Here is a 13,059-nt window from a genome sequence, read left to right on the forward strand (position 1 = left end):
AAATTAGGAGCTATTACAGTTTCATTTTGGATGATTAAGAATTCGACGATTATGACTTAGAATTTGATTTAGAATGATTTAATCAGTTCCTGGAGCCTTTCTTTTTTGCGTTGTGCAATAGGCAGGTTGCTGTTGTCGGACATGATCACATAGCCGCCGTCATTTTTGATATACGATTTCAGATAGGCAAGGTTGATTAAATGCGACTGGTGAATGCGCTCAAAGCCATGCTGGGTGAGCAGTTCTTCATACTCTTTCAGTGTTTTGGAAATGAGCAGCGTTTTATGGTCTTTGATATAAAACTTGGTATAATTGTCCTGGGCTTCACAGCGGATAATATCGCTGATGTCGAAAAGATGAATGCCGGTAGAGGTCGAAAGCGCGATTCGTTTAAAATTGTCTACTTTTTTGCGGATATTCTCCAGCAGTAGATCAATATGGGCAAAAGACGTATTTTTCTCCATAGCGTCTTTTATCTTTAACACGGCTTTTTGAAGCTCTTCGGGATCAACCGGTTTTAGCAGGAAATCCAGCGCACTGAATTTAAAAGCCTTTAAGGCATATTGCTCATGAGCGGTAATAAAAACAATATGGGAGGTGGTTTTTTCATTGGTTTTGGCAACCTGTTCCAGGATGTCAAACCCGGTACCGTCCGACAGATGGATGTCAAGGAAAACAACCTGTGGTTTGTATTTTTCAAGTGCGATAATGCCTGTTTTTACGCTTTCAGCTTCCCCGATTATAGTAATTTCGGAGGCATAGCGGTTCAAAAGGCTTTTCATGCCTTTTCGTAAATGTTTGTCGTCGTCGATTAATAGTGCTGTTATCATTAGATTCTGATTTTAGTGTCTGAAGTGTATTGAATGGGCAGGTAAATAACCACCCTGGTTCCGTAAGGCTCTTTGTTCTCATCCAGGAAGTCGGAAATGCTTACGTGTGCCGACTGTGATGTTGTGGCTTCCATCATTTCCAGTCTTTTCTTGGTGATCTCCAAAGCCATCGATTTGTGTGCGGTCACGGAATTTTCCTTCATGGCTTTCGATTTGGAAATACCGATTCCGTCATCGGTAATGCTACAGACCAACTGGTTGTTTTCTACATTGAAACTGATCTCAATTTTACCGCTTCCCTGTTTGGGCACCAGGCCGTGAAGAATGGCATTTTCGACAAACGGCTGGATCAATAAAGGCGGTAAAGCCATATCGTCCTCGATGAGCGGACTTGTTGTAATGGCAAAATCAAATTTTTTATTAAAGCGCAATTGTTCCAGTTCCAGGTAATTCTGAAGGCTGTCAATCTCTTTGTCGATCGGGATCAGGGAACCTTTGGAATATTCCAGGGTGAGGCGCATTAGCTTGGAAAATTTGGATAAATATTTTATGGCAGAATCCGTTCCGTTCTGAACAATAAAGCTGGATATGGAACCGAGGCAGTTAAAAACAAAATGCGGGTTCATTTGAAGGTGCAGTGCTTTTTGTTCGTATTCGGCTACTTCTTTTTGCAGGGTTAAACGGCGTTTGATCTGCAGTCTGTTGTAGGTAACGAAAATCAGCCCCAACAGCAATAAGGTACCAATCACGGAGAACAGCGTAAACAATTTATGGCTTTTGTTTTGTTCCACTAATACGGCTTCCTTTTTCTCCATTTCAATTTTTTGTAAAGCCTCTTTTTTCTGAAACTCGGCATTCAGCTCTACGCGGAGTAATTTTTTGGTATTTTCTTTATTGTCAATACTGTCTTTGGCAGCAACATATTCTTTATAATGCGATAAAGCATTTTTGTAATCCTGCTGTAAAGCATAAATATCGCTCAGCTGTTTTTCTGATGACTTTACCTGTGCCAGCATGTTGATCTCTCGGGCGGTCGTTAACGATGCTGAGGTGTAGGATAATGCTTTTGAAAGGTCTTTTTGTTCCAGATAAAGTGTCCCGATATTGTATTGTACGGAAGCTGTTCCCATTTTATTGTCCAGTTCCGTATACAAAATCATGGCTTTGTTGTAAAAATCCAGCGCTTTAGCATACGATTGATGGCTGCTGTAGAATTCTCCCAGGTTGTTGAACAATAATGCTTTCCCTCTGTTGTTGTTTGTTTTTTCAAAAAGGGACATGGCGGTATTGTAATGTTGTAAAGCCTGCTTGTCTTTTTTCTGTTTGAAATAAATCGTTCCGATATTCATTAAGGTTACGGGAGCCGATTCTTCTCCCATTTCCGTTTGCAGCGCATAGGCTTTCGATAAATAGGTGAGTGCCTTGTTGTTTTCTTCCAGAACCTTATAGATAATCCCGATGTTGTTGTACACTTTGGAAATGCTTTTTTTCTCCCCGGTTTCCTGATACATTTTTAAAGCCTTAAAATAATGCTGTAAGGCATTGGAATAGTCGTTCTGTTCGGAATAGACAATACCGCAGCTACCGTAGGATCTTGCCAGACCGTTCCTAATCTGGTTTTGGGTTACGGCCGTTGCCGCCGGATGGGTTAACAGGTCGGTAAAAAGTGCTTTGGCCTGTTCAAAATTTTTCAGTGCCTCGGCATAATTACTGCTGATAATGTTAGCATTGCCAATATTAATACAGGCGATGGCCAGACCGTAATGATCGCCGTTTTTTTGCGCCAGTGCCGCGGCTTTTTTAGCGTAAAAAAGCGTGGAGTCGGAGTTGCTTTCCCGGAATATATGGGCTATTTTATTGAGAATAGTGACTTTGGCAGTGTCGGTTTTGACCGTTTTTAAACCGGATTTCAGTTCCGGAATCGTATTTTCCTGGGCAAATCCGGAAGACAGCACGTTCAGTAGCAAAAACGCGGCAACGGCGATTCGTAAAAATGGCTTTTGGGTTGCTTTAGCTGGGGTATAATGCATTTTGAGAATCTTTATATGCAAATATAAAATAAGTTGCGACCTGAGCAGATGTGAATTAGAATTTGATCGTTTTGACTTAGGATTTGGAAAAAGTGCTGTAAAACGGGCTTTTGAAAAGGAGTGCTGCAACTTTTTTTAGCAGTTGTGTAATTTTGAGTAGGTAGTTTTTTAGGTGTGTATTGAAAAAATGTTTCATTTTGTATGGTATAAAACGTTAGTATATGCCATTTTTATTCATTATCAGCCGTAAAACCCTGATCGGGTTATTTTTTGTTTGGTTACTGCCTTGTTTTAGTAGTATGAAAGCAAACATATTGAGTGTTTATCCGTTGTGGGAACACAACCGGAATGTCAGCAGGGGAACAGACAGGGAACCTTTGGAAATAGTGGTCGTGCAGCCCAGCTGTGAATGGCAGACCGGAAGCATAATCATCGCAACCATTGCTTTGGAATATTCCATAGACGGCGGACTGAGCTATTCACCGGATAATATCTTTCCGAATCTTTTGCCGGGAATATACAGCGTAATCGTCAGGAAAATGGACGGTTCGGTTTCCGGGCTGTTTCCGGTAACGATCAGTAAAGCTCCGGAAATCCCTGAACTGGAACTGATCGATATTCCGTTATACGATTGTCATTCGGTGGAGCTGAGAGATGCCTTAAACACGGCAACTCCGGGTTTGGAATATGTTTTCTATGATACGGACGGTACGACTGTTCTGGAAAATACCGTTGTGAGCCTTTCCGGGATCTATTTTATTGAAGGATTCAGCGTTCAGGGCTGTTCTACCGGGAAATTAACGGCAGAAGTGATCATCGGCGCAACACCGCAGGTTATATGGAGTGTTTCAAATCCTTTTATCTGTATTGATAATAACGATAATACCGTCAGGACGGTTCTTCTTGATTCCGGCTTGCCGGAAGAAGCACATGCCTTTAAATGGTTTTATAACGGAACGGTCATTCCGGCAGCCGCGGGGAGAACTGTTGCAGCAGACCGCCCGGGAATGTATCGTGTTGAGGTGCTGAATTTCGAATCGGGTTGCAAGGCTGTTAACGATACAATTGTACTGGAAACGGCTTATGAACCGGTTATTGCCCGGATCAGGACAAGAATAACGGGAGCAAATCTGTTTGCTGTTCAAATTGTCATGCTGCGGGAAAGTGTTTATCAATACCAATTGGGCAACAGTGGTTATCAGGAAAGTAATCTTTTTGAAAATGTGAGCGGCGGCGGGTATATTGTAAGGGTAAAAGACAATTCCGGCTGCCGCACGGCTGTAAAACGGCTTTTGCTGTTGGATTATCCGCTTTATTTTACACCCAATGGCGACGGTTATAACGATGTCTGGAATATTCCTTCGTTATCAGGGAAAAAAGAGGTCATCATCCAGATTTTTGATCAAAAGGGAACATTCATAACGCATATTGCTCCGGACGGGAAAGGCTGGGACGGTACCCATAACGGCAAAGCGCTGCCGGAAAACGACTATTGGTTTGTAGCGCAATACAACGATAACAACATTATCGAAGAAGTGAGCGGGCATTTTTCGTTAAAGCGGTAAGAAGCAAAAGACAGGTTTATTCCTTAACGGTAAATTTAAAACCGATGCCGTGCAGGTTCTCAATTCCGATTTCTTTTTCTTCCGATAGTATTTTTCGCAGGCGGGAGATAAAAACATCCAGGCTTCTGCCCATAAAATAGTCGTCATTTCCCCAGAGCGATGTTAAGATCTGCTCTCTTTTTAAAACGGTGTTTTTATTGTCCAGGAATAGTTTAAGCAGTTCGGCTTCGCGTTGCGTTAAAACCGTTTTTTTATCGGCTTTTACCAGCGAATAGTTGTCGGCATCAAATTCAAAACCGCCAACGGTATAGCGTTCTTTTTCGGGTATGCTTTTCTTTTGTGAGCGTTTGAGGAACACTTCAATTTTTAACAATAGCTCTTCAATACTGAAAGGTTTTACCAGATAATCATCAGCGCCCAGGCGAAGTCCTTTGATGCGGTCTTCTTTTAGTGTTTTGGCGGAAAGGAAGATAATCGGGATGTGGTGGTCGATTTTCCGGATTTCCACGGCCAGTTCAAAACCGTCAATTTTCGGCATCATAATATCTAAAATACAGATGTCGAAAGATCCGCTCCTGAAAGCTTCCAGACAATGCTCTCCATTGTGACAATGGGTTACGGCATAGCCGTTTAACTCCAGATTGTCTTTGGTTAAGAAAGCAAGCGTTTCATCGTCTTCGGCATAAAGAATTTTGAATTTCGACATTAATTTTCAGGTATTAATAAGGTTATGACAGTTCCTTTTTCGAGGTTGCTTTTGGCTGTGATTTTCCAGTGGTGCAGTTTACATATTTTTTTGACATAATACAAACCCAGACCAAAACCGGTTACTTCATTGCTTTTTTTACTCGGAATTCTGTAGAACTTATCAAATATAAAGGAAATATTCTTTTGAGAGATCCCAATCCCGTTATCGGCAAATTCCAACCGGATCTTTTGCGCTTCTTTGGTAATGGAAATGATGATTTCAGGAGTGCCTTCACAGTATTTAACGGCATTGTCTATCAGGTTGTAAACAATGTTGGTGAAATGGAATTCATCGCCATAAATAACAAGTGCTGTTTCCGGATTATTCACGATTATGCGAACATCCGGGTAGCGCAGCCGGGTGTTTTCAATCACGTCAGACAGGATCGCGGCAACGGCAATAGGCTTCTTATTCAGCTTTAAAGGCGTGTCGTCCGATTTGGCGATATTTAATATTTTCTCGATATGATGGTTGAGCTTTTTGCTCTGATCGATAATAATGGTCGCATATTTTTCCAGTTTTTCATCCTGTAGTATCGGTTCCTGTTTGCTCAGGTAATTGGAAGCAATCAGGATGGACGACAGTGGTGTTTTAAACTCATGGGTCATGTTGTTGATAAAATCACGCTGCAATTCGGAATATTTCTTTTGCTGTAATAAGGTAAAAATAGAGTAGACGTAGACCACCAAAATAATGATCAGGACAAAAGAGAGCATGAACCAGAATTTTAACGAACTGAACAGGTAGGAGGTTTCATTCGGGAAGCGGATGGCAAAATAATAGACCAGGTTTTTGTGCTTCGGAAAATAAACGGAGCTTTCTTTTTTTGAAGTATCGGAAAGGGCAACATAATTCCCGTAAACCATCTCGTCGCTTTCGCAATTGTACATTGCATATTCAAAGTCGGTGGCGATATTGAATTTCTTAAAAACGGTTTTTAAATAATATTCCAGAATTTCCGGTTCAAAGTCGTTATCGACATTAACAATATAATAATCGTTGGATACTTTATTAATGGGGCTGCTGGCCGGTAATTCGTGATTTTTCCCTTCATATAGTTTTTTGGCTACTTCTAAAAGGGCGATGTGTACTTTTTGGGTAAACTTTTTCTCTTCTAAATTAAAAGCTTCTTTCGTCCAAAGCAATTGTGCTATAATAATACCTACTATAGCAATGAGTCCGAGGATGATGATACTGTTTAACCGGTTTATTTTCAAAATATACGATAGATTTAGAAGTGTAATATTACTGAAAAAAAAACTTTTTTCGCGCTGTTAACAAGTCGTTAACAAACATTTGAAAACGGTTAACAGCTGATTTAAAAAGACTGAAATACATTTGAATCAGGTAATCAAAACTATAAATAACCATATAAAATAAAAAATTATGAAAATTATCAAACTTTCAATTTTGGCTTTAACATTAGGTTTAATGTCTTTTTCTGTTAACCCGGTTAAAACGGCTGAAACGGTAAAAACAATTGTTGGTTCTCCGGTACAATGGAAAGCAGAAACAGTTGAATTGGGTGAAATTCCTCAGGGGAAACCAGTAAAAATTGATTTCGAATTTAAAAACACAGGAAAAACAGCTGTAATCATCACAAATGTAAAAGCTTCTTGCGGATGTACAGCAACAGATTATACAAAATCTCCGGTAGCTCCAAATGAAACAGCTAAAATTACAGCTACTTTCAATGCTGCTGCTAAAGGAGTATTTACAAAAACAGTAACAGTTACTACAAATGCTGAAGAGGCACCAAAAGTGTTGGTATTCAAAGGAACTGTTATCTAGTTCATAATTATTAGATTTAATGTTGTAAAACAGTTTAAGGGGTTAGTTACTTTAAACTGTTTTCTTTTTTGAACCGCCGGATGCCGGCAGTTCCTGATAATTATATTTTGAGTTGAGGTTATAAAAAAACCGCCTGTAAATTTTACAGGCGGTTTTTATTTATTGTGAGATCTTATTGTACCGGTTCTCCGTATAGGTCAAACTCGGTAGCATCAATGATTTTTATAGTTGCAAAATCACCGGTTTTTAAATAGAACTGTGTGGCGTCAATTAAAACTTCGTTGTCAACATCCGGACTGTCAAATTCGGTACGGCCAATGAAATAACCGCCTTCTTTTCTGTCGATGATACAACGGAAAGTCTGTCCGATTTTTTCCTGGTTCAAATCCCATGAAATCTGCGCCTGAATGTCCATGATCTCGGCAGCACGCTGTTGTTTTACTTCTTCCGGAACATCGTCTTCCAGCAGGTAAGCATGGGTGTTTTCTTCATGCGAATAAGCAAAACAGCCCAAACGCTCAAAACGCATTTCTTCTACCCAGTTTTTCAGGATCTGGAAGTCTTCTTCCGTTTCGCCTGGATATCCCACAATCAGTGTGGTACGGATAGCCATTCCCGGAACGGCTTCGCGGAAGTCTTTTAAAAGTCTGGTCGTTTTCTCATAAGTGGTACCACGACGCATCGATTTTAAAATGTTATCGGAAATATGCTGTAACGGAATGTCGATATAATTACAGATTTTCGGCTCTTTTTTCATCAGATCCAGAACATCCATCGGGAAACCTGTCGGGAATGCATAATGCAGACGGATCCATTCGATACCTTCTACTTTAATCAGGTTTTCCAGTAATTCGGCAAGGTTTCTTTTTTTGTATAGATCCAGACCGTAATAGGTTAAATCCTGAGCGATCAGGATCAGTTCTTTTACGCCTTTGGCAGCCAGACCTTCTGCTTCTTTTACCAGTTTTTCAATTGGCTGGGAAACGTGTTTTCCTCTCATGATAGGAATCGCACAGAAACTGCAGGGACGGTCACAACCTTCGGCAATTTTTAAATAGGCAAAATTCTTCGGAGTAGTGGTTAAACGTTCTCCTAATAATTCGTGTTTATAATCGGCTCCTAAAGCTTTTAATAATAAGGGCAATTCTGTTGTTCCGAAATAACGGTCCACATCCGGGATTTCTTTTTCCAGATCCGGACGGTAACGTTCTGACAAACATCCGGTAACAAAAACTTTGTCTACAATACCTTGTTCTTTTTTGTCAACGTATTCCAAAATCGTATTGATGGATTCTTCTTTTGCATTATTGATAAATCCACAGGTGTTGATTACAATAATGTTCCCTTCATCATTTTTAGGTGCTTCATGCTCGACCTCTTTTCCGCTGGCTTTTAACTGCCCCATCAGAACTTCACTGTCGTATACATTTTTTGAACATCCTAAAGTGATTACATTGATTTTGTTTTTCTTTAAAGACTTGGTTCTCATATAATTGTAAAATTGGAGTGCAAAATTACGCTTTTTATAATTAGAAGCATCATCGTTTTATAAAATTTATGAAGATTTCGTTTGGTTCTAAGCGTATTATTCAATGAAAAAGCCGCTTTGTGAGCGGCTTTCGGGTGTTTTTCAGGGTTTATTTTTAAAAACCTATGGTATAAGAAAGACTGATGTTGTTTATTTTACTGTTCACTCTTGCAGAATCGGTCATGCTGGAAAGTAAGGAAACATCCATATCTCTTTGGGTATGCGTATAGGAAAGGTCTAAACGGGCAGAGCCGAAGTTATAACCGATACCGCCGGAATAACTTTTTAAGTCGCCGATAACCTGTTCGTTTTTGTATGGGCTTTGTTCAAAACGATACCCGCCGCGAAGGCTTACCTGTTTGATTTTATATTCTGCACCCACCCGGAATTCCTGTGCACTGCGAAGTGTATTGGAATAAATATCGTTTAAAGAACTGTTATAGGAGTTGTTCGGTTTGAAAGCAATATTGCTGTAATCTTTTACACCGTAATCAAAACTGATCAATCCGGTTTTGCCAAAGATATACGCTAAACTTCCGGTGAATTTACCAGGAGTCTGTAAAGTATAGGTCGGGTAAACGTTAATGATGTTCGGGTTTAGCGATGCATATCCCGCTGTGTTTGTTCCGGAATTGTTTGTCGTGTAATTCGTGGAAATACTTTGCGCTAATTCATCGGTCAAACGGTACCAGGTAGGCGATTCGTAAGATACTCCTAAACGTAATTCGTCGGTTACTTTGGCAATGGCACCTAAATTGAAAGAGAATCCGCTTCCGTAAGTGTGCATGTCGTTGTTAAACTGGATCTGGCGTACTGTAGCTCTTCCCGGATCGGTATTAACAGGGCCGTTGTTTGATTCGTAAACCGTTGAATTTTTGGTATAATCGGTAAAATGAGCATTCAGGTTAATCCCCAGATAAAGTTTGTCGTTATAAGACGTTGCAAAGTTGAAAGCCAGTTTACCGTTGTAGCCGTTTGTGGAAACATAATTGGTATGGGCATAGCTGCCGGTGTTAGGCACGCCCGAAATATAATTCGGGTTGTTTGGATCAAGCGGAAGCGTACTGGTGTCGATAATATACGTCTGGTATGCTAATAATGCCTGCTGATCCTGGAAAGACAGCTGGTCGTAACGATAGTTGTTGTCGATAACGCCTACGGGAAGTCCGTTAGCCTGATTCAGGAAATACTGGTCTATAGAACGGTTTCCGGTACCTCTGAAAGTGATGGCATTGTCAAAATTATTGGCATTGTCATAATTAATGGCAAAGGTAAATTTGTTCCATCCGCTGTTCGGGTTATGGTTATCGAATACAAAAATACCACCTGCCTGATTCAGGTCCAGGGTACTTTTGTTGTCGGAAGTGTTCGTGCCGAAATAACGGGCATTGTTTTTAGTGTTGTAGCTGCTCAGGGTAACGGTAGCGGTATTGTAATTGAATATGGCGCCACCGGCAGGATTTACGTGAATCGCAGAGAGGTCACCTCCAACAGCTCCGAAAGCACCGCTCATCGCGCGGAATCGTGCTGTACCGTTTAGATTGTCAATCGCATAGCGCAATCCGTCTGCAGGAGCTAGCTCTTGTGCTGATGCTATTGTTGCCGATAAGGCAACAATAGCTGTTACTATATGTTTTTTCATGGGATTTTGACTTTATAGCTTATAGGGATTATTAACGTCTGCCGCCTCCGCCGCCTCCGGATCGGGTTCCGCCACCGCCACCGCCGTAGCTTCCGCCACCTCTGGAGCCTCCGAAACTTCCTCCGGAATTGTAGCTTCTCGATGGAGCGGAATAGTTGTTGTTACGCGTTCCGCTGTTATTGCTGGAGTTGTTATAGTTGTAGTTACGGGTTCCGGAACTGTTACTGTTGTTGTAGTTTCGGGTGCCGGAATTGGTGTTATAATCTCTTGTGCCGCTATTGTTGTAATTACGGGTTCCGCCGGAGTTGTAATCTCTGGTTCCGGTATTGTTATAGTTACGGGTGCCACTGTTATAGTTTCGGGTACCGCTATTGTAATTACGGGTATTGTTAAAGTCCACATTTCTGCTGGATGAATAATTTCGGGTGCCATAGGTACCGTTGTTGTATCTTCCGTTATAGTAAGCAGAACCGCCTCTCGGACCGGCATTGTACACTCTGTCATTTCGGTAGTAACCGTTATACCATCCGTTTCCGTAGTAATAGTTGTTCCAACCCCATCCCGGGCCATACCAGGAGTTCCATCCCCAGCCCCAGTTTGGACCGTACCAGGAATTCCATCCCCATCCTAAACCAACGCCCCAGCCCCATCCGGAGCCGTAGTAACCGCCATAGTAAGGAGTATACCAGGAATTCCAGTAACCTCTGTTCCAGTACCAGGGATCGTTGTTGTAAACGTTAACGGTTATATTGCTTGAATTTTCGCCCCAGCCGGCATACCCGGTTGTATTGGCATATTGATTCTGATTGTTGTTATTATTGTAATTGGAAACAGAGTCCTGACCTTGTGATGTATAGCTGTCCACATCTGTAAAAATACCGTTATTAGCGTCTTTTTGAAGGTCACTGAAATAATCTTTGTAATTGGTCGACTGAGCCATGTTTTGCTCACTGTATCTGTTGTTGTATTCTCTTCTTGGTCGTTCTGAACCGTAAACCCCGTCATTGTCATAATAGGACGAGTTTTGATAGGAGCCACAGGACGAAGCCAAAAGTCCGACTAATCCAATTACTGCGTAAATGGATATTTTTCTGTTGGATAGGTAATAAGTTTTCATATCTCTAGGTATTTTTATTGTTGGACAACACAAAAATAGTTAGTTTTGCCAAACTATTTAGTTAAAATAAGTTAAACAATATTTGTGCCAAACTGATAAAAATGAGTAAGAACTTAACAAAACGATCGGAAGATTATTCGAAATGGTATAACGAACTGGTTGTCAAAGCAGATTTAGCGGAGAACTCCGGTGTTAGAGGGTGTATGGTTATTAAACCCTACGGTTATGCTATATGGGAAAAAATGCAAGCAGAATTAGACAGAATGTTTAAAGAGACTGGACATCAGAATGCTTATTTCCCCTTGTTTGTTCCGAAGAGCATGTTTGAAGCAGAAGAGAAAAATGCAGAAGGATTTGCGAAAGAATGCGCGATAGTAACCCATTACAGGCTGACTAACGATCCTGAGAATAAAGGAAAATTAATAGTAGATCCGAATGCAAAACTGGAAGAGGAATTAATTGTTCGTCCTACCAGTGAAGCTATTATCTGGAGTACTTATAAAGGTTGGGTGCAATCGTACCGTGACTTACCGTTATTGATAAACCAATGGGCAAATGTGGTGCGTTGGGAAATGAGAACCCGTTTGTTTTTGCGTACGGCAGAGTTTTTATGGCAGGAAGGGCATACCGCTCATGCTACCAAACAGGAAGCACTGGCAGAATCAGTACAGATGATGGATGTGTATGCTGATTTTGTAGAGAACTTTATGGCTATTCCGGTTGTGAAAGGAGTGAAAACGGAAACAGAACGTTTTGCAGGAGCAGAAGAAACCTATTGTATTGAAGCTTTAATGCAGGATGGAAAAGCGTTACAGGCAGGAACTTCCCATTTCTTAGGGCAGAATTTTGCTAAAGCTTTTGATGTTAAGTTTTCAAATGCCGAAGGAAAGCTGGAGCACGTTTGGGGTACTTCATGGGGGGTTTCGACCCGTTTAATGGGGGCTTTGGTAATGACGCATTCCGATGATAACGGATTGGTTTTACCGCCAAATTTAGCGCCTATCCAGGTGGTGATTGTGCCTATACATAGAACCGATGAGCAATTAGAGGCGATTTCCGCCCAGGTTAATGATCTGGTGAAGCAATTGCGCAAATTGAAGGTTTCGGTTAAATACGACGACAGAACGACGCATAAACCGGGATGGAAATTCAATGAGTACGAATTGAAAGGAGTGCCGGTGCGTATTGCTATTGGTCCGAATGATCTGGAAAACGGAACTTACGAAGTGGCAAGACGGGATACTTTAACAAAAGAAGTGGTTTCTAAAGAAGGTATTGCCGGGTATTTACAGAACCTGTTGGAGACAATCCAGGAGGAAATGTTTACCCGTTCCCTGAATTACAGAGATACGCATATCACGGAAGTGAACAGTTTTGAGGAGTTTAAAGAGGTTCTTGAAAACAAGGGCGGATTCGTGTCTGCACACTGGGATGGGACAGCTGCTACCGAAGAACGCATTAAAGAACTTACGAAGGCAACAATACGTTGTATCGCGTTAGATCGTAAAGAAGAGGAAGGAATTTGTGTTTTTACAGGTTCTCCTTCAAAAGGTAGAGTGCTGTTTGCCAAGGCCTATTAGAGAAAAAGTGAAAAAAAAGTAAAAAAAAATAAAGTTGTTCTTGCGAGATTGGAAAAATGTTGTACTTTTGCATCCGCAATAAAGCAATAAAGGTCCGTTCGTCTAGGGGTTAGGACGCCAGGTTTTCATCCTGGTAACAGGGGTTCGATTCCCCTACGGACTACAAAAAAGTATTAAGCGATTAATACGGTTTTTATTGAGATTACGGTCCGTTCGTCTAGGGGTTAG

The 13,059-nt window shown here is 41.1% G+C and carries 10 protein-coding genes and 1 tRNA gene; 4 read left to right on the forward strand and 7 right to left on the reverse strand.

Annotated features, from left to right (window positions below; translation table 11 throughout):
- Nucleotides 1-68: 68 nt before the first annotated feature.
- Both B3394_RS08040 and B3394_RS08045 read right to left on the reverse strand, forming a co-directional pair.
- A complete protein-coding gene (locus tag B3394_RS08040) occupies nucleotides 69-830 on the reverse strand; it encodes a LytR/AlgR family response regulator transcription factor (protein ID WP_286915000.1) in 762 nt (253 codons plus the stop codon).
- Nucleotides 830-2,860 (reverse strand): tetratricopeptide repeat-containing sensor histidine kinase, encoded by a 2,031-nt coding sequence (locus tag B3394_RS08045; protein ID WP_286915005.1) that lies wholly within the window; start codon nucleotides 2,858-2,860, stop codon nucleotides 830-832. Before B3394_RS08045 ends, B3394_RS08040 begins: the two co-directional genes overlap by 1 nt.
- 221 nt (nucleotides 2,861-3,081) lie before the next feature.
- Between B3394_RS08045 and B3394_RS08050 the strand changes: the two genes are divergently transcribed.
- Nucleotides 3,082-4,425: a T9SS type B sorting domain-containing protein gene (locus tag B3394_RS08050; protein ID WP_286915008.1), complete on the forward strand. Its 1,344-nt coding sequence runs from the start codon at nucleotides 3,082-3,084 to the stop codon at nucleotides 4,423-4,425.
- A gap of 16 nt (nucleotides 4,426-4,441) precedes the next feature.
- Here B3394_RS08050 and B3394_RS08055 read toward each other — a convergent pair whose 3' ends face one another.
- The gene (locus B3394_RS08055; RefSeq protein ID WP_273243885.1) at nucleotides 4,442-5,131 is read right to left on the reverse strand and encodes a response regulator transcription factor; all 690 of its coding nucleotides are present in this window, start codon (nucleotides 5,129-5,131) and stop codon (nucleotides 4,442-4,444) included.
- Nucleotides 5,131-6,390 (reverse strand): sensor histidine kinase, encoded by a 1,260-nt coding sequence (locus B3394_RS08060; protein WP_177735890.1) that lies wholly within the window; start codon nucleotides 6,388-6,390, stop codon nucleotides 5,131-5,133. Before B3394_RS08060 ends, B3394_RS08055 begins: the two co-directional genes overlap by 1 nt.
- A 169-nt stretch (nucleotides 6,391-6,559) precedes the next feature.
- On the opposite strand from B3394_RS08060, the gene B3394_RS08065 reads away from it, so the two are divergent.
- On the forward strand, nucleotides 6,560-6,964 hold the full coding sequence (locus B3394_RS08065; protein WP_177735887.1) for a DUF1573 domain-containing protein: 405 nt from the start codon (nucleotides 6,560-6,562) through the stop codon (nucleotides 6,962-6,964).
- 172 nt (nucleotides 6,965-7,136) lie between these two features.
- On the opposite strand, the gene rimO is transcribed toward B3394_RS08065, so the two are convergent.
- The 3 genes from rimO to B3394_RS08080 all read right to left on the reverse strand — a co-directional run bounded on the left by rimO (nucleotide 7,137) and on the right by B3394_RS08080 (nucleotide 11,251).
- Nucleotides 7,137-8,453, reverse strand: coding sequence for a 30S ribosomal protein S12 methylthiotransferase RimO (gene rimO, locus B3394_RS08070; RefSeq protein ID WP_177735884.1), 1,317 nt, complete (start codon nucleotides 8,451-8,453; stop codon nucleotides 7,137-7,139).
- 154 nt (nucleotides 8,454-8,607) lie between these two features.
- Nucleotides 8,608-10,134, reverse strand: coding sequence for an OmpP1/FadL family transporter (locus B3394_RS08075; protein ID WP_286915012.1), 1,527 nt, complete (start codon nucleotides 10,132-10,134; stop codon nucleotides 8,608-8,610).
- A 31-nt stretch (nucleotides 10,135-10,165) separates the two neighbouring features.
- Nucleotides 10,166-11,251 (reverse strand): hypothetical protein, encoded by a 1,086-nt coding sequence (locus tag B3394_RS08080; protein WP_177735879.1) that lies wholly within the window; start codon nucleotides 11,249-11,251, stop codon nucleotides 10,166-10,168.
- Nucleotides 11,252-11,352: 101 nt separating this feature from the next.
- Here B3394_RS08080 and proS point away from each other — a divergent pair, with 101 nt between their 5' ends.
- Together proS and B3394_RS08090 are read left to right on the forward strand one after the other, a co-directional pair.
- Nucleotides 11,353-12,831: a proline--tRNA ligase gene (gene proS / locus B3394_RS08085; protein ID WP_286915013.1), complete on the forward strand. Its 1,479-nt coding sequence runs from the start codon at nucleotides 11,353-11,355 to the stop codon at nucleotides 12,829-12,831.
- A gap of 91 nt (nucleotides 12,832-12,922) precedes the next feature.
- Nucleotides 12,923-12,994 (forward strand) — tRNA-Glu (locus B3394_RS08090).
- The last annotated feature ends 65 nt before the right edge of the window (nucleotides 12,995-13,059 follow it).

The organism is Flavobacterium sp. UBA4197 (assembly GCF_002379575.1).
Lineage (GTDB): Bacteria > Bacteroidota > Bacteroidia > Flavobacteriales > Flavobacteriaceae > Flavobacterium > Flavobacterium inviolabile.

Excerpts from the sequence above, each read along its gene's own strand:
- B3394_RS08040 (WP_286915000.1), bottom strand. The coding sequence starts at position 830 with ATGATAACAGCACTATTAATCGACGACGACAAACATTTACGAAAAGGC.
- B3394_RS08045 (WP_286915005.1), bottom strand. The coding sequence starts at position 2,860 with ATGCATTATACCCCAGCTAAAGCAACCCAAAAGCCATTTTTACGAATC.
- B3394_RS08050 (WP_286915008.1), top strand. The coding sequence starts at position 3,082 with ATGCCATTTTTATTCATTATCAGCCGTAAAACCCTGATCGGGTTATTT.
- B3394_RS08055 (WP_273243885.1), bottom strand. The coding sequence starts at position 5,131 with ATGTCGAAATTCAAAATTCTTTATGCCGAAGACGATGAAACGCTTGCT.
- B3394_RS08065 (WP_177735887.1), top strand. The coding sequence starts at position 6,560 with ATGAAAATTATCAAACTTTCAATTTTGGCTTTAACATTAGGTTTAATG.
- rimO (WP_177735884.1), bottom strand. The coding sequence starts at position 8,453 with ATGAGAACCAAGTCTTTAAAGAAAAACAAAATCAATGTAATCACTTTA.
- B3394_RS08075 (WP_286915012.1), bottom strand. The coding sequence starts at position 10,134 with ATGAAAAAACATATAGTAACAGCTATTGTTGCCTTATCGGCAACAATA.
- B3394_RS08080 (WP_177735879.1), bottom strand. The coding sequence starts at position 11,251 with ATGAAAACTTATTACCTATCCAACAGAAAAATATCCATTTACGCAGTA.
- proS (WP_286915013.1), top strand. The coding sequence starts at position 11,353 with ATGAGTAAGAACTTAACAAAACGATCGGAAGATTATTCGAAATGGTAT.